At 65.8% G+C, this 15,974-nt stretch carries 12 protein-coding genes; all 12 read right to left on the bottom strand.

The features are described 5' to 3' along the window. Positions 1-27: 27 nt before the first annotated feature. The 12 genes from LPB04_RS12115 to LPB04_RS12060 all read right to left on the bottom strand — a co-directional run bounded on the left by LPB04_RS12115 (position 28) and on the right by LPB04_RS12060 (position 15,893). Positions 28-1,242 carry a hybrid sensor histidine kinase/response regulator gene (locus tag LPB04_RS12115; RefSeq protein WP_193684837.1) on the bottom strand — a complete coding sequence of 405 codons (1,215 nt, stop codon included), beginning with the start codon at positions 1,240-1,242 and terminating at the stop codon, positions 28-30. After that, positions 1,239-1,847, bottom strand: a complete 609-nt coding sequence (locus LPB04_RS12110; protein WP_193684836.1) for a chemotaxis protein CheB — start codon at positions 1,845-1,847, stop codon at positions 1,239-1,241. The genes LPB04_RS12115 and LPB04_RS12110 overlap by 4 nt, the downstream gene beginning before the upstream one ends. Next, on the bottom strand, positions 1,844-2,674 hold the full coding sequence (locus LPB04_RS12105; RefSeq protein WP_193684835.1) for a CheR family methyltransferase: 831 nt from the start codon (positions 2,672-2,674) through the stop codon (positions 1,844-1,846). The genes LPB04_RS12110 and LPB04_RS12105 overlap by 4 nt, the downstream gene beginning before the upstream one ends. Then, positions 2,674-6,150, bottom strand: coding sequence for a response regulator (locus LPB04_RS12100; RefSeq protein ID WP_193684834.1), 3,477 nt, complete (start codon positions 6,148-6,150; stop codon positions 2,674-2,676). The genes LPB04_RS12105 and LPB04_RS12100 overlap by 1 nt, the downstream gene beginning before the upstream one ends. Before the next feature lie 89 nt (positions 6,151-6,239). Then, entirely contained in the window at positions 6,240-8,816 is a 2,577-nt protein-coding gene (gene uvrA, locus LPB04_RS12095) for an excinuclease ABC subunit UvrA (RefSeq protein ID WP_193684833.1), read from the bottom strand. A 216-nt stretch (positions 8,817-9,032) separates the two neighbouring features. Then, positions 9,033-10,307, bottom strand: coding sequence for a glycosyltransferase (locus tag LPB04_RS12090; RefSeq protein WP_193684832.1), 1,275 nt, complete (start codon positions 10,305-10,307; stop codon positions 9,033-9,035). Between the two features lie 11 nt (positions 10,308-10,318). Then, complete coding sequence (locus LPB04_RS12085; protein WP_193684831.1) at positions 10,319-11,386, bottom strand: SDR family oxidoreductase; 1,068 nt, start codon at positions 11,384-11,386, stop codon at positions 10,319-10,321. A gap of 99 nt (positions 11,387-11,485) precedes the next feature. After that, positions 11,486-11,872 carry a VOC family protein gene (locus LPB04_RS12080; protein ID WP_193684830.1) on the bottom strand — a complete coding sequence of 129 codons (387 nt, stop codon included), beginning with the start codon at positions 11,870-11,872 and terminating at the stop codon, positions 11,486-11,488. A 21-nt stretch (positions 11,873-11,893) separates the two neighbouring features. After that, positions 11,894-12,430: a pyridoxamine 5'-phosphate oxidase family protein gene (locus LPB04_RS12075; RefSeq protein WP_193684829.1), complete on the bottom strand. Its 537-nt coding sequence runs from the start codon at positions 12,428-12,430 to the stop codon at positions 11,894-11,896. Between the two features lie 105 nt (positions 12,431-12,535). Continuing rightward, positions 12,536-12,937, bottom strand: coding sequence for a GFA family protein (locus LPB04_RS12070; RefSeq protein ID WP_193684828.1), 402 nt, complete (start codon positions 12,935-12,937; stop codon positions 12,536-12,538). A 201-nt stretch (positions 12,938-13,138) separates the two neighbouring features. Beyond that, positions 13,139-13,606, bottom strand: coding sequence for a cyanophycin metabolism-associated DUF1854 family protein (locus LPB04_RS12065; protein WP_193684827.1), 468 nt, complete (start codon positions 13,604-13,606; stop codon positions 13,139-13,141). A gap of 1 nt (position 13,607) precedes the next feature. Further along, a complete protein-coding gene (locus tag LPB04_RS12060) occupies positions 13,608-15,893 on the bottom strand; it encodes a cyanophycin metabolism-associated ABC transporter (protein WP_227496384.1) in 2,286 nt (761 codons plus the stop codon). Between the last annotated feature and the right edge of the window lie 81 nt (positions 15,894-15,974).

The following is a 15,974-nucleotide window of genomic DNA, read 5'->3' as shown; positions in this document are numbered from 1 at the left end:
GGCAGGCAAGCGTCCGGTGTCGCCAGCTCAGGCGGACACCGCCGCGCACGGAACCAGCACGTCGCAAGGCAGCGCCAGGCTGAAGGTCGAGCCCTGCCCCGGCGTACTGGTCACGCCCAGTTCGCCCCCGTGCGCCGTCGCCAGCTGGCGCGAAATGTACAGGCCCAGGCCCAGGCCTTTGGGCTCGCCGTTGCGGGCACCGCGTTCGAAGGGCTGGAAGATGCGCTCGACGTCTTCCGGCGAAATTCCTTTCCCCTTGTCGATGACGTCGATGCGGGCGCACTTGCCCTCGACTTCGACCCGCACCTCGACATTGCAGCCGCCGCCGTAGCGCAGCGCATTCGTCAACAGGTTCACCACCACCTGCTCGATGCGGAACTCGTCCCAGCAACCGGTGACCGGCGGGTGCGGCGCGAGGCTGATCGCGCAGCCGCTGGCGGCGGCCTGCAGCGACAGGTCGCTCACCACGCGCTCGAGCATGCCCATCAGTTCAACCTGGGCTGGGCGCACCGACAGCGTGCCGTTGCGCATGCGGGTAACGTCGAGCATGTCGTCGATCAGGCGGATCATGGCCTTGATCTGGCGCTCGTCGCGCTTGATCATGGCGCCCATCTGTTCGCCGGAAAAGGCCTGCAGATTGCCGCGTTTGAGGTGCAGCGTGCGCATCTGGGTCTCTAAAAACAGCGTGTTCAGGGGCGTGCGCAGCTCGTGGGCGACGAGGGACATGAAATCGTCGCGCATGCGCAGCGAGCGCTGCAGCTCGGCCTGGGTCGCATTCAGCTCCTGCAGCAGGACTTCCTGCTCGCGCCGGCTCTTTTCCAGCGCATCCATCTGGCGCCGCGTCTCGCGCCGCTGCTGGTCGAGCGCGACGAACACGTTGACCTTGCCGCGCACCGCGTCCGGGTCGAGCGGCTTGTAGAGAAAGTCGACCGCGCCGGTCTCGTAACCCTTGAAGGCGTAGTTCAGTTCGCGCCCGGCGGCCGAGACGAAGACGATCGGGATGTTGCGGGTGCGCTCGGTGCCGCGCATCAGCTCGGCCAATTCGAAGCCGTCCATGCCCGGCATCTGGACGTCGAGGATGGCGAGGGCGAACTCGTGTTCGAGCAGGAGCGCGAGCGCTTCGTCGCCGGAATGGGCATGGAACACGAGCCGCTGCTCGTCGCGGATCAGGGCGTCGAGGGCGCGCAGGTTGTCGGGAAGGTCGTCGACGATGAGTAATTTGCTTGGTTCTTGTAGGCTCATGTTGTCTCCAGCTGTGGCAGCAATGCCCGGATCTCGGACAGCGGCAGGACCAGGTGCGGGGCGCACAGCCGGATGGCCCCTTCCGGCATGGCCGAGGCCTGCGCGCCCGCCGGGTCCTGGACGATGGTCAGGCCGCCGCGCTGCCTGATCCTCTGCATGCCCTCGGCGCCGTCGATGTTGGCGCCGGTAAGCAGTATGCCGGCCAAAGCCGCCCCATAGGCGTCGGCGGCCGACTCCATCAGCACATCGATGGCCGGACGTGCATAATGCACCGGCGGCTCGCAGCTGAGGGAAAAAACGCGATCCTGTTCGATCGACAGATGGTACCCCGCGCCGGCAAAATAGACAGTGCCCGGCTCCACCGGCGCTTTATCGACCGCTTCGCGCACCGGCAGCGCCAGGCGCGCCGCGAACAGCTCGGCCAGGCGGCTTTCGCGGTCGGCCGGCACATGCAGGATGCAGACCGTGGCCGGGCCGAAGTCGGGCGGCAGCGCCGGCAGCAGCTCGACCAGTGCGTCCACGCCGCCTGCCGAGGCGCCGATCACGACGGCCTCGATCCTGCGGCCGGCAAGCGCAGCGCCGACGGCTTCCCGGGTCGCCGTCATTGCCCCGCCTTGCGGAAGATGCGTTCGCGCCGCGCCACGGATTCGAAGCGGTTGGCGTAGGTCGAAAAGTCGATGCTTTCCTTGCTGCCCAGCGCCATGAAGCCGCGGTGGCAGAGCGAATCGTGGAACAGTCCCAGCACGCGGTTCTGCAGGCGCCGGTTAAAGTAGATCATCACGTTGCGGCAGCTGATGAAATGCGTCTCCGAGAACACGGTGTCGGTCGCCAGGCTGTGGTCGGCGAAGGTCACGTTCTCCACCAGGTACCGCTCGAACAGCGCCCCGCCATAGGCCGCCGTGTAATAGTCCGAAAACGCGCGCTTGCCGCCCGCCTTCTGGTAGTTCTCGGTGTACAGGCGCATGCGGTCGAGCGGAAACACGCCGCGCCGCGCCGCCTCCAGCGATTCCGGATTGATGTCGGTCGCGTAGATGATGCTGCGCTCGAGCAGGCCTTCCTCGTGCAGCAGGATCGCCAGCGAATACACTTCCTCGCCCGTCGAGCAGCCGGCCACCCACAGTTTCAGCGACGGGTAGGTGCTCAGGTGCGGCACGACCTGGCTGCGCAGCGCCGCGTGATATTCCGGGTCGCGGAACATTTCGGTGACGGGAATGGTCAGGTATTGCAGCAGCCGCGCAAACGCTTCCGGCTGGTGCAGCACTTTCGCCTGCAGTTCGGAGACGGTCGCGCACTCCATCTCGCGCAGGGCGACCAGCACCCGCCGCTTCTGCGAAGCGCCGGTGTAGTCGCGGAAGTCGTAGTTGTACTTCAGGTAGACCGCCTCGACCAGCATCCGCAATTCGATGTCGATGTCGTCCGGAGGGTGCTTCATCAGGCGATTCGCTCCATCGTCGGCATCCAGACCCGCAGCAGCGAATACAGGCGGCCCAGGTCGATCGGTTTCGCCAGGTAGTCGTTGGCGCCGGAGGCCAGGCACTGTTCCTGGTCGTCCTTCATCGCTTTCGCCGTGATCGCGATGATCGGCAGCCGGTTGAAGCGGCCGTCGGCGCGGATGCGGCGCGTCGCTTCCAGGCCGTCCATGCCCGGCATCATGATGTCCATCAGCACCAGGTCGACGCCCGGCACTTCGTCCAGCTTGGCCAGCGCTTCGAAGCCGTTCCTGCCGACTTCGACGTTCGCGCCGCGCTGTTCGAGCGCCGCCGTCAGGGCGAACACATTGCGCACGTCGTCGTCGACCAGCAGGATGGTGCGGCCTTCGAACACGCGGTCGCGGCCACGCACGGTTTTGAGCATGTGCTGGCGCTCGGTCGACAGCTGCGATTCCACTTTATGCAGGAACAGCGTCACCTCGTCAAGCAGGCGCTCGGGCGAGCGTGCGCCCTTGATGATGATCGAGCGCGAATACTTCATCAGTTCGGCTTCTTCGTCGCGCGTCAGGTTGCGGCCCGTGTAGACGATGACCGGCGGGAAGGACACCAGGTCTTCGTGCGACATGTTCTCGAGCAACTCCTTGCCCTGCATGTCCGGCAGCTTCAGGTCGATGATCATGCAATCGAAAATCTCGCTGCGCAACAGGGCCAGCGCTTCTTCGCCGGAACCGACGGCGTCGATCCTGACGTCCTCGTCGGCGATCAGCTGCACCACGCTGTCGCGCTGGCGCTCGTCGTCCTCGACCAGCAGCACGCGCTTGATCTGTTGCGAACTCTTTTCCTGCAGCTTGCGGAACACGGCTTCGAGCTGTTCGCGGCTGGTCGGTTTCAGGGCGTAGCCGATCGCGCCCAGATGCAGGGCTTCGCCGCCGTTTTCCATGCTCGAGACGACGTGGACCGGGATGTGGCGCGTGGCCGGGTTGTCCTTCAGCTGCTGCAGCACCGACAGGCCCGAGCTGTCCGGCAGGCGGATGTCGAGCAGGATCGCGTCCGGACTTTCGCTGGCGGCCAGTTCCAGGCCTTCGCCGGCGGTGAGCCCCACCAGGCAGCGGTAGTCGAGGTCGTGCGCCAGGTCGAACAGGATGCGCGCGAAGTCGGGTTCATCCTCGATCACGAGCACGGTGCGGGTTCCCTGCGCCGGCTTGGCGCGGTCGTCGGGGAAGGACGCCCTGGCCGGCGCTTCCTCGACGGCCTCCACCGGCTCCGGCGCAGGCGGCGGCAGCGGACGCGCCGGACGCGGCGCCGGCGCTGCCGCGCGCGGGGCCGGCGGTGCGGCCGAGACCATGCCGTTGCGCGGCATGCTCAGGGTAAAGGTGCTGCCCTGCCCAGGCGTGCTGGAGACGACCAGGGTGCCGCCCAGCAGGCCCGTCAGGTCGCGCGAGATCGACAGGCCGAGACCGGTGCCGCCGAAACGGCGGTTGGCCGTGCCATCGGCCTGGTGGAAGGCCTCGAAGATGCGTTCGTGCTGGTCTTGCGCGATGCCGATGCCGGAATCGACGACCGTGAACTGGATCCAGCCCTCGCTTGTCGCGCTGACCGTCATGCTGACTTCGCCCTGCTCCGTAAACTTCACGGCGTTCGACAGCAGGTTCTTCAATACCTGTTCCAGGCGCTGGCGGTCGGTGTGCAGGGTCGGCGGCACGTTCGGCTCGACCGTGACGGAGAAGCGCAGGGCCTTCTGCTTGGCCAGCGGTTCGAAGGTGCGGCCCAGGCCCTCGACGGTGCGGCGGATCGGCAGGTCTTCCGGCAGCAGTTCGAGTTTGCCGGCCTCGACCTTGGAGATGTCGAGGATGTCGTTGATCAGGTGCAGCAGGTCGTTACCGGCCGAATAAATCGTCTGGGCAAAACGTACCTGCTCCTCGTTCAGGTTGCCCGGCACATTGTCCGCCAGCAGCTTCGCCAGGATCAGCGAGCTGTTCAGCGGCGTGCGCAGTTCGTGCGACATGTTCGCCAGGAATTCGGATTTGTAGCGGCTGGCACGCTCCAGGTCGAGTGCGCGTGCGCGCAGCTGTTCCTGGGCTTCGGTCAGGGCCGCGTTCTTCATGTCCAGGTTCAGCGCCTGCTCGGCCAGCTGGTCGTTGGTCTGCTCCAGTTCGGCCTGCTGGTTTTCCAGGCTGCTCTGCGACTCTTCCAGCGCGCGCGACTGTTCTTCGAGTTCCTCGTTCGCCGTGCGCAGTTCTTCCTGCTGCACCTGCAGTTCCTCGTTCAGGGCCTGGCTTTCCGACAGCGCATCCTGCAGGCGCTGGCGGTAGACCACCGCGCCGACCGAGGCGCCGACGGCGTCGCCGACCAGCTTCAGGAATTCGATGTCGCGCTCGCGCACCGGGTGCAGGAAGCCGATCTCGATCACGCCTTTGACTTTGCCGAAGTTGTTGAAGGGCGCGATCACGATTTCGCGCGGCGCCGTTTCGCCCAGGCTCGAGGCGACCTTGATGTAATCTTCCGGCAATTCCTTGACGCGCACCAGGCGGTTCTCGTTGGCGGCCTGGCTGGCCAGCGAGGCGCCGGGCTCGATGATTTTCGCGCGTTCGTCCTCGTTCGAGAAGCCATAGGCGCCGATGCGGCGCAGCACGCCGTCTTCGTTACGGAAATACATGGCCGCCACCGAGCCGCCGAGGTAGCGCACCACGTGATGCAGCACGGCGTCGGCCAGGGCTTCCAGGGAATTCAAGCCGATGCTTTTCGCCGCCAGTTCGGTCTGGCCGCTGCGCAGCCAGCTCAGGTGGCGCAATTCGGCATTGTGTTCGTTCTCGTGCTTGAGCACCTCGTCGTAGGTGCTCGACAGGCGCACCAGTTCGCGCCGGCCGAAGCCGGCCAGCAGGCCGCCGACGATCAGCGTAAACAGCAGGAACGAGCCGACCGACCAGGCGATGGTCGAGCGCGCATCCTGGCCGCGCGACACCAGCAGCGCGTTCTCGCTGTTGACGAAGGCGGCGAACTGGCTGCGCATGTCGTCGGTCAGGCTCTTGCCGCGGCCGCTCATGATCGACTGCACCACGTCCTGGCTGGCGCGGCGCTTGTTGATGATCTCGTTGGCAAACTTGAGCCACTCGGCGTGGGCGCCAAGCACGCGCTGCAGGCGGTCGGCCTGGGCCCGGTTGTCGCCCACCAGGCGCAGCAAGCCGTCCATCTCGACATCGACCTTCGGCTTGGCCACCGTATAAGGCGCCAGGAAACTTTCGTCGCCGGTGATCGCGTAGCCGCGCAAGCCCGCTTCCATGTCGGAGACGAGTTTATTCACCTCGTTGGCCTTGCCGATGACCTCCTGGGAATGTTCGACCCAGTTCAGGACGCTCACCAGATAAGCAATGACGGCCACGAAAACGATGGCGCTCAGCACGGACAGGCCGAGCGGGAGAGCGACATTGCGCGCCAGTATGCGGCGGAACTGGGTGTTATCGAGCGAGGTGCCGGTCATGTCTTGCGTTTATTTTAAGAAAAAAGTTCTTAAGTGTAACGCAAATGACACGATTCCGGCGGTTCAACCGTGCGCTGCCCCTCGACTATCTACGAGGGCAGGCAGGGCCGTAAATAGGGCGCGGTACGGCTTTTCGCAGCGCCCGCCACGGTTTCCGGCGGACCGGCCACCACCACCGTGCCGCCTTCGTCGCCGGCGCCCGGGCCGATGTCGATCACCCAGTCGCAGGCGGCGACCACGCGCATCGTGTGTTCGACCACGACGACCGTGTTGCCGGCATCGACCAGCCGTTCGAGCTGCAGGATCAGGCGGTCGACGTCGGACGGGTGCAGGCCGGTGGTCGGCTCGTCCAGCACATATAAAGTATTGCCGCGGCCGGTGCGCTGGAGTTCGGTCGCCAGCTTGATGCGCTGGGCCTCGCCACCGGACAGCTCGGTCGCCGGTTGGCCCAGGCGCAGGTAACCGAGGCCGACTTCGCGCAGGACTTCCAGCGAACGCTCGACGAGGGCTTCGCCTTTAAAAAATTCGGCGGCGGCATCGACCGTCATGCCGAGCACCTCGGCGATGTTCCTGTCCTTGTACTTCACTTCCAGCGTCTGGGCGTTGTAGCGCGCGCCCTCGCAGACCGGGCATGGCGCGTACACGCTCGGCAGGAACAGCAGCTCGACCATGACGGAACCCTCGCCGGCGCAGTTCTCGCAGCGGCCCTTGGCGACATTGAAGGAAAAGCGGCCGGCGTCATACCGGCGCGCCTTTGCCATTTTCGTCGTGGCGAACAGTTTGCGCACCTGGTCGAACAGGCCGGTATAGGTAGCGAGGTTCGAGCGCGGCGTGCGTCCGATCGGCTTCTGGTCGACCCGCACCATGCGCCGGATCGATTCCATGCCGCCGACGATATGTCCCTCCAGGGGCAGCGCGGCTTCCTGTTCGAGCTCGTCGGTTTCCTCCATCTCGAGCGCCGTCGTGCCCTGCCCCAGCTCGCGCGCGACCAGGTCGACCAGCACCTGGCTGACCAGGCTCGACTTGCCGGAGCCGGACACGCCGCAGACGGCGGTCAGCACGCCGAGCGGGAACTGGACTTTCAGCTTGTTCAGGTTGTTGCGGGTGACGCCTTCCAGGCGCAGCCAGCCGGCGGGCTCGCGCCGTTCGCGTGCCTGCAAGGGCGCCTCGTCGAACAAGTAGCGCCGGGTCTGCGACGCCTCGACCTGTTTCAGGCCCTCGGGCGCGCCGCTGTAGAGCACCTCGCCGCCCTTTTCTCCGGCGGCCGGGCCGACGTCGACGATCCAGTCGGCGCAGCGGATCACGTCCAGCGCGTGCTCGACCACGAACAGCGAATTGCCCGAGGCTTTCAATTGGTCGAGCGCGGTGAGCAGGGCTTCGGTATCGGCCGGGTGCAGCCCGGCCGAGGGTTCGTCCAGCACATACACGACGCCGAACAGGTTCGAGCGCACCTGGGTCGCCAGGCGCAGGCGCTGGAGTTCGCCAGGCGACAAGGTCGGCGTGCTGCGCTCGAGCGCGAGATAGCCGAGGCCCAGCGCCAGCAGCACGTCGAGGCGCGCGACCAGGTCTTCGGCGATGCGCTGGGTGACGATCAGCTGCTCGGGGTGCAGTCTGGCGCGGCGCTTGTCCGCGATTCCCTTGCCGTTCGCAAAGGGGAGCAGCATGGCGTGCAAGCGCGCCAGCGGCATGCGCGAAATGTCGGCGATGTCGACGCCGCCGAAGGTGACGGACAGCGCTTCCTGGCGCAGGCGCTTGCCGCGGCAGAGCGGGCATTCGGTGCTGACCATGTAGCGCGCCACGCGCTTTTTCATCGAGGCGCTCTCCGTCGTGGCGAAGGTCTGCAGCACATAGCGCCGCGCGCCCGTGAAGGTGCCCTGGTAGCTCGGCGTTTCCTTGCGCTTCAGGGCGACCTTCGTTTCCGCGGGCGTCAGGCCGGCGTAGACGGGCACGGTCGGCGTCTCGTCGGTATATAAAATCCAGTCGCGGTCCTTCTTCGGCAAGTCGCGCCAGGGCGTGTCGACGTCGTAGCCCATCGTTACCAGGATGTCGCGCAGGTTCTGGCCGTGCCAGGCGGGCGGCCAGGCCGCCACCGCGCGCTCACGGATGGTGAGCGTATCGTCCGGCACCATCGACTGTTCGGTCACTTCATACACGCGGCCCAGGCCCGAGCATTGTGGACAGGCGCCTTCCGGGGTATTCGGCGAAAACGATTCGGCATACAGCAGTTCCTGCCCGGGCGGATAGTCGCCGGCGCGCGAATACAGCATGCGCAGGGAATTCGACAAGGTACTGACGCTGCCGACCGAGGAGCGCGTGGTGGGCGAGCCGCGCTGCTGCTGCAGGGCGACCGCCGGCGGCAAGCCGTCGATCTCGTCGACTTCCGGCACCGGCATCTGGTGGAACAGGCGGCGCGCATAGGGCGAGACCGATTCCAGATAGCGCCGCTGCGCTTCCGCGTACAGGGTGCCGAAGGCGAGCGAGGACTTGCCCGAGCCGGACACGCCCGTGAACACGACCAGCGCGTCCCGCGGGATGTCGAGGCTGACGTTTTTCAGGTTGTGCTCGCGCGCGCCGCGCACACGCACATAGCCGGGGCGGCCCTGGCCTCCTGTTGGCGTGCCTGTTTCCTTGCCTGCAGTCACGTTCCCGTCCGCTTTGCGTCGCATCGTCGTGTTCCGTCCTGTTGATGCTTCCATTTAATCGTGCTCAGGAAAGGCTGACGGTGCGGTGACACACCGAGGCGGCGTTGCCACGTAGGGTGGAGGGGGGCGCCGAGCCTCCTGACTCCACGCGTTCAACCAGCGGAAGAACAGCCTCGACAGGGCAAACGCCGTCAACGCGTGGAGTCGGGACTCCACCCTACGTCAGATGCAGCGCAGGGGTCATCGATACGTCGTGTGCACCATTTCTTCGAGCGCTTTAACTACCGCCCCCACCCCGGCATCGCCGCGGAAATTGCCCGCCACCGCCCGGCAACGCCCACGCAAGCCATCGTCGTCGAGCAGCGCTTCCAGCCCCGCCACCAGGCGCCGGGTATTCAGCCGCGTGGCCGGCAGCGACAGCCCGACGCTGAGCGCTTCCACCCGCGCGCCGTTGTCGAACTGGTCGTGCGCGAGCGGCACCACCAGCTGGGCCGTGCCGGCGTGCAGGGCCTCGGCCGTGGTGCCGATGCCGCCGTGGTGCACCAGCACCGCTACCCGCGGCAGCAGCGCGCGCAGCGGCACGTATTCCTGCCAGAACACGTGATGCGGCAACTCGGCGGGCAGCTGGTCGCGGTGCGGTGTCAGGAACACGGCCCGCTCGCCCAGCAGGCGCGCCGCTTCGATGGCGTGCTCGAAATACGCCCGCGCCTGGCGGTTGCCGGTACCGGGAGTAAAGACCAACGGGCGCCCGCCCTGCCCGAGGAAATGCTGCAGTTCGCTCGACAGGGCCGCCTGCGGATTCGGGTCGAACAAGGGAAATCCGGACCGTACGAGCGGGCGCGGCCAGTCGGGCGGCGTCGGCGCGAACCATGTGGGAAACAGGGCGATCGACAGGTCGGCGACCGACGTAACCGTATCGATCAGGGACCTTACCGGTACCAGCCCGGCGCGCCTGCGCGCGGCGTTCAGGTCGGGCAAGGCCACCGGATCGACGAAGCGCGCAGCAAGCGAACGCCACAGGCGCCGGCGCACCCCGTGCGGCACCCAGCGCGGCACGCGCCAGGGTCCCAGCATCAGCGGATCGTGGACGGTCGGTAAATTCGATGGTGCCAGGAAGGCAGCGGCGATGCGCAGTTCGGGACGCGCCGCGCGGCACAGGTCGGCTTCCGGCAAGGCCAGCGGATGTACCAGCATGACGTAATGGGCGTCGGCCGGCAGCGCCGCCATGAAGGCCGGCACGGCGGCCATCGCCGGCCGCGTCGCCTCCCAGACGACGCTGAATCCCCGGGTCGGATGCCACAGGTCGGGATGGTCGAGCACGGCCGGGTCGGCCGGCAAACCGTGGAAGGGCAGCTCCGCGGCGTGTACGAAGGGTTCATGCTGGACCGGGCCAAGGAAGCTGACGCGGTGGCCCGCGTCGCGCAGCGCCAGCCCGATGCGCAGGAAGGGAAACAGGTCGCCCGCCGAGCCGATCGTGACCAGCACGACGTGGAGCGGCTTGCGTTCCACCTCCATGGCTCAGCCGCTCAGGGAATCAGGCGCTCGGCGCGCAGGCGTTCGAACAGGTCGAAGAACGAGGCGTCGGTGGCCTGGTAAGCGGCAAAGCCGAGGCGGCGGCTGTTGGCCATGTCGGTCATCACCTCCAGCGGACGGCCGAGGTCGAGGTCCGTGTGCCAGGCCGAAGCCAGGCGGTCCAGGTCCGGTTCGACCAGGCCGTGGCGCGTTGCAATCTCGCGCCAGAGCGGTGCGTCCTGCGCCATCGCCGCTTCCAGCGGCTGGATTTGCCCGCTGTAGCCGGCCGCCTCGACGCCGAACCAGCTTGCCAGTTTCGGCCACAGCCAGCTCCAGCGGAACACGTCGCCATTGACGATATTGAAGGCTTCATTCTTCGCCGCGTCGGTGTCCGCGGCCCAGACCAGCTGTTTGGCCAGCATGCGCGCGTCGGTCACGTCGGATAAACCCTTCCACTGCGCTTCCGAGCCGGGGAACTGGAACGGGCGCCCGGTTTCCTTGCAGATGGTGGCGTAGACGGCCAGCGTCGTGCCCAGGTTCATCGCATTGCCGACGGCCAGGCCGATGATGGTATGCGGACGGTGCACGCTCCACGTAAAACGGTCGCGCTCGGCGGCGGCATAGACTTCGTCTTCCTGGGCGTAATAAAAATTGTCCAGAGGCAGGCGCGGCTGGCTTTCGCGCAGCGGCGTGTCGGGCAGCGTGCCCGAGCTGGCATAGGCCTCGAAGGGGCCGAGGTAATGCTTCAGGCCCGTCACCAGCGCAACGTGGCGCACGCTCTTTTTCAACGACAGCGCGTCGAGCAGGTTGCGCACCAGCGCGGCATTGACGCGAATGTTTTCCTGTTCGGTGTCCTGGCGCATCCAGGTGGTGATGAAGACGTGGGTCGGTGCCGTGTCGGCAAGCGCGCTCTTGAGTCCCGCCGGATCCATCAGGTCGGCCGCCACGTGGCGCACGCCCGGCAAGTCCTTCGGCGCGCGGCGCGACAGGCCGACGACATTCCACCCATTGGCCAGCAATTCGCGCGCGACGTGGTTGCCGCCGATCCCCGTGATGCCCACTACCAAAGCCGTTCTTTGCATGTGTTTCCCCTGCATGGTCGATGAAACCCATTTTAACTGTGGGTCAAAAACGGCGTGCACGAGGGTTGAAAAACGGTCAATCGTGCGCGGGGTGCAGGTTCAGCCGGGCCGGCGGGCGTAGCTCTTCGTCAGGATCTCCCAGCGGTGCTTGTCCGGCTCGTCCCAGTAGATATTGCGCCCGCCGTGGGCCGTGCCGACCTTGCCGTCGTTGCGGCCGCGCACGTCGCCGCGCCAGCCGATGCCGGCATCCTCGAGGCGTTTCAGGATGGCATCGAACTCGGCATCGCTGACGCGAAAACAGAAGTGCTCGACCGGAAAGTCCTCGTCGGTCGTGATGAAGTCGAGCGTCAGTCCCGGGTTGACGTAGACGGCCGAAAAAATGCCGAGCGCCGTCTCGTCCCAGGGCACGTCGAGCAGGGAAGCGAGCAGCCGGGCCGACGCCACCCGGTCGCGCGCGTTGACGATTACATGGTCGAGCTCGATCATTGCCCCTCCTTCGCCCTCAGCTCAGGGCATCAGCTTGCCCTCGATCGAATCGTCGAGCGTCTTGCCGATTGCCGCGCCGACCAGCATCTTGGCGCCGGCCACGGCCTGTCCGTGCTTGTTGTCCCAGTAATAGCCGCCTTTCGGCACGACCTGGATGACCGTGATGCGCGGGTCGTCCTCGCCTTCGGTGAACCAGGTCTTGAGGACGAAGCTCCACAATTCCTTGATTTTGGCGCGGTCCTGCGAGACGGTGGCGATGCCGTCGAGTTCCATGAAGCCGGCATGCTTACTGCGCTGGAAATAGAGTTTCACTTCCGGATCGGCGGCGATTTCCGCATCCGTGTGGCTGTCGATGGCGCTCAGGAACCACAGGTTGCCGGCCTCGTCGGCTTGCAATACGCTCATCGGGCGCGCCCCCCGGTTCGGGCCCGTGCCGCCGCTGGTGCAGAAGAAGCAGGTCTCGGCATCCTTGGCCATCTCGCGGATGCGCTTGCGGGCTTCGTCGCCGCTCAGGTCGCGGTGGTTCATTTCAGGCTGGTTACGGTTGATCGAATCCATGTCGGTACTCCTCGTAGGTGGCGATAGAACGACAATAGGGATGCAGCGATCACCCGTCTGTGAACGGTTTCACGCTCGTCCTGTCGAGACCGGGTCAAAGCCGGTTCAGGCGCCCTCCTTGCGAGTGCCGGGATAGGCCGGCAAGCCGTCGTCGATGCGCATCCAGCTCAGCCGTTGCGCGGCAAAGGTATGGTCGCGCGGCGGTACGGCTTCCGGGTCGTCGAGGCTGGCCGTGGCGATGTCGATCTCGTCGGGGGTGCGGTCGTCCTGGTAGGTCAGCGTCGTGCTGCAAATGGCGCAAAAGCCGCGCAGCACGTGTTCGCTCGAGCGGACGGTGGCCGGATTGCCCTGCGAAAAGCGCATGTGTTCCACGCGTGTGCTGAACCAGGCCACGGCGGGCGCGCCGGCAATGCGGCGGCAGTCGACGCAATGGCAGAGCGTGGCGTGGAAGACGTCGCCGTCGACGACGTAGCGGATTGCGCCGCAATAGCAGCCACCCAGCAGCATGTTGGCCTCCGAGGACGATGGACTGTCACCAGCATAAGCCAGGCCGGATGGGGCTTCAAGCGCAGCGCGAACCAGGAATTGTCCGGCCTTTGTAGGGTGGGCACTTGTGCCCACGCGGTACAGCGCTTGAGCGGCCGATAACGATGTTTCGACACGCAACCGTGGTACCGCGTGGGCGAAGCCCACCCCACGAAAATCAGATTACAGGAACCGGTCCAGGATCTTCCGGCTGTGCTTATCGATTTTAAACATGTCCCGCACCAGGAAATTGATCCCGTGGTTATCCGCAATCAGCAGCGAGGCCTCGCCCACGCGGCGGATGTCTTCGTCGACTTTCAATACGAACGAGGTCTCGCCGCGGTCGGTTTTGACGGTCCAGGTGCAGGGCGTGGCGAAACTCGAAACACTCGCGATGTGCTGGATCTCGGGAATGAATTCGCGGCCTTCCAGCTCTTCGGTGACGAGCTCGCGCACCTGCTCGGGCGCGCTGGCGAGATCGTCGATCCAGGCGACTTCCTTGCCGCCGTCGCGCACCAGCGAGATGCCGCGCGTCGGCGCCTGGATCGGAAAGGCGCGCACGGGAATCACGCCCTGGATGTCGACGCCGTCCTCGCCGGTGAACACGAGTTTACCGAAGCTGTCGCGGCGCAGGGTGAAGGGAGTGCTCATATCAGTCGTCCTTGTCCGTATCGTCCATATCCTGGTCCACGTTGCGCGCCTGCGCTTCGTAGAGGCGGTGGTAGGCGCCTTCGCGCGCCATCAGCTCGTCGTGGCTGCCCTCTTCCACCACCACGCCGCGGTCGAGCACCACCAGGCGGTCGGCGCGGTGCAGCGTCGACAGGCGGTGCGCGATCGCGATCGTGGTACGGCCCTGCACCAGGTTGTCGAGCGCCTTCTGGATTTCCTTTTCGGTTTCCGAGTCCACCGACGAAGTCGCTTCGTCCATGATCAGGATCGGCGGGTCGATCAGCAGCGCGCGCGCAATCGAAATACGCTGGCGCTCGCCGCCCGACAGGCCCTGGCCGCGCTCGCCGACCATCGAATCGTAGCCCTGCGGCAGGCGCAGGATGAATTCGTGGGCGTGCGCGGCGCGGGCGGCGGCGATGATTTCTTCGCGCGTCGCGTCGGGCTTGCCGTAGGCGATGTTCTCGGCGATCGTGCCGAAGAACAGGAAAGGCTCTTGCAACACGAGGCCGATGTTGCGGCGGTAGTCGGCGACCGCGAAGGTACGGATGTCGACGCCGTCGAGCAAAATCGCGCCTTCGGCCACGTCGTAGAAGCGGCAGATCAGGTTGACCAGCGTGCTTTTACCCGAGCCGCTGTGGCCCACCAGGCCGACCATCTCGCCGGCCTTGATGTTCAGGGAAATGCCGCGGTTCACGGCGCGGTTACCGTAGCGGAAACCGACTTCGCGCAGTTCGATATTGCCGGCTACTGTCGGCACTTTGACTGGATTGACCGGGTCCGGCACGCTCGAGACGTGGTCGAGGATGTCGAAGATGCGCTTGGCGGCCGAGGCCGACTTTTGCGTGACCGAGACGATGCGGCTCATCGAATCGAGGCGCACATAGAAACGGCCGCTGTAGGCGATGAAGGCCGACAAGGTACCGACCGTGATGTCGCCGCGCGACACCTGCCAGATGCCGAAGCACCAGATCACGAGCAAGCCCAGTTCGGTCAGGAAGGAGACCGTCGGCGAGAACAGCGACCAGACCTTGTTCAATTTGTCGTTGACGGCCAGGTTGTGCTTGTTCGCTTCGCGGAAGCGCACGGCCTCCCTCTTTTCCTGAGCAAAGGCCTTGACCACGCGGATGCCGGGAATGGTATCGGCCAGCACGTTGGTGACCTCGCCCCAGACGCGGTCGATCTTCTCGAAGCCGGTGCGCAGCTTGTCGCGCACGACGTGGATCATCCAGGCGATGAAAGGCAGCGGCACCAGGGTGATGAAGGCCAGCCACGGGTTAATCGAGAACAGGATCACGCCGGTCATGATGATCATGAGCACGTCGGACAGGAAGTCGAGCAGGTGCAGCGACAGGAAGACGCAGATGCGGTCCGAGCCGCTGCCGATACGCGACATCAGGTCACCGGTGCGCTTGCCGCCGAAGAATTCCAGCGACAGTTTCAGCAGGTGTTCGTAGGTGGTCGAGCGCAGGTCGGCGCCCATCCGTTCGGACACCAGCGCCAGCACATAGGTCTTGCCCCAGCCCAGGGCCCAGGCCAGTACGGCCGAGGCCAGCAAGCCGCCCATGTACATGTACACAAGACTTTCGTCGATCTTCTGGCCGTTCTGATACGGAATCAGGACATTGTCCATCAGCGGCATGGTCAGGTAAGGCGGGATCATGTGCGCGGCGGTGCTCGCCAGCATCAGCAGGAAACCGAGCAGCAGCTGGCCGCGGTAGGGCACGGCGAAGCGCCACAGGCGGAACAGGGTCCAGGTCGAGGGCGGCGTGTGCACGACCTTGGCGCAGATCGGGCACTCTTCCTGGTCCGGCTCGAGCGGCGCCTTGCAGCTCGGGCAGGTGTGCTGCTCGGGCGCCAGCACCGGTTTGCCGGTCTCGACACTGGTCACCTGCTCGGCAAAGGCGTCGGCGACGCGGATCGCGTGCAGATTCTGGCCCAGCGTAAACCGCCAGGCGGCCAGGCGGCCCTGCTGGTCGACCAGTTCCAGATGGCCGACGCCGGCGTGGTCATGGTGGCGCAGGGCCAGTCCCGGGCGGAAGCCCCAGTCGCGCCAGGCGGTTTCACCCGGCGCGCGCGACAGCAGGCGGCGGGTAGTGACCACGAGGATACCCTTCGTGAAACGTAATTTCGTGTCGAGGTCAACCTCCACGCCAGTTAAAACGTTTTCCCCTGGTGCAAGCTGTTTCCGAACGTCATTGTCCCAACCGTCAGGCAGGAAGCCGGCGGCGGCCGCCAGCGATGTCGGAGAGACGAGTTGTTGAGTTGTCATTAGTGGTGCCGCCCGTGACAGGCATGTTCTGGATAGAGGGGTAACGCGGTGACCGGCTCGGCGGTTTACATGGAGCAAAGG

It is taken from the genome of Massilia litorea (assembly GCF_015101885.1).
Taxonomy (GTDB): Bacteria; Pseudomonadota; Gammaproteobacteria; order Burkholderiales; family Burkholderiaceae_D; genus Telluria; species Telluria litorea.
Note: the sequence above shows the minus strand (reverse complement) of the source record. Positions and strands in the feature narration are given on the sequence as shown.

What these genes read in the sequence shown, in the direction of transcription:
- LPB04_RS12115 (WP_193684837.1), bottom strand. Translation starts at nt 1,242, where the DNA reads ATGAGCCTACAAGAACCAAGCAAATTACTCATCGTCGACGACCTTCCC.
- LPB04_RS12110 (WP_193684836.1), bottom strand. Translation starts at nt 1,847, where the DNA reads ATGACGGCGACCCGGGAAGCCGTCGGCGCTGCGCTTGCCGGCCGCAGG.
- LPB04_RS12105 (WP_193684835.1), bottom strand. Translation starts at nt 2,674, where the DNA reads ATGAAGCACCCTCCGGACGACATCGACATCGAATTGCGGATGCTGGTC.
- LPB04_RS12100 (WP_193684834.1), bottom strand. Translation starts at nt 6,150, where the DNA reads ATGACCGGCACCTCGCTCGATAACACCCAGTTCCGCCGCATACTGGCG.
- uvrA (WP_193684833.1), bottom strand. Translation starts at nt 8,816, where the DNA reads ATGCGACGCAAAGCGGACGGGAACGTGACTGCAGGCAAGGAAACAGGC.
- LPB04_RS12090 (WP_193684832.1), bottom strand. Translation starts at nt 10,307, where the DNA reads ATGGAGGTGGAACGCAAGCCGCTCCACGTCGTGCTGGTCACGATCGGC.
- LPB04_RS12085 (WP_193684831.1), bottom strand. Translation starts at nt 11,386, where the DNA reads ATGCAAAGAACGGCTTTGGTAGTGGGCATCACGGGGATCGGCGGCAAC.
- LPB04_RS12080 (WP_193684830.1), bottom strand. Translation starts at nt 11,872, where the DNA reads ATGATCGAGCTCGACCATGTAATCGTCAACGCGCGCGACCGGGTGGCG.
- LPB04_RS12075 (WP_193684829.1), bottom strand. Translation starts at nt 12,430, where the DNA reads ATGGATTCGATCAACCGTAACCAGCCTGAAATGAACCACCGCGACCTG.
- LPB04_RS12070 (WP_193684828.1), bottom strand. Translation starts at nt 12,937, where the DNA reads ATGCTGCTGGGTGGCTGCTATTGCGGCGCAATCCGCTACGTCGTCGAC.
- LPB04_RS12065 (WP_193684827.1), bottom strand. Translation starts at nt 13,606, where the DNA reads ATGAGCACTCCCTTCACCCTGCGCCGCGACAGCTTCGGTAAACTCGTG.
- LPB04_RS12060 (WP_227496384.1), bottom strand. Translation starts at nt 15,893, where the DNA reads ATGACAACTCAACAACTCGTCTCTCCGACATCGCTGGCGGCCGCCGCC.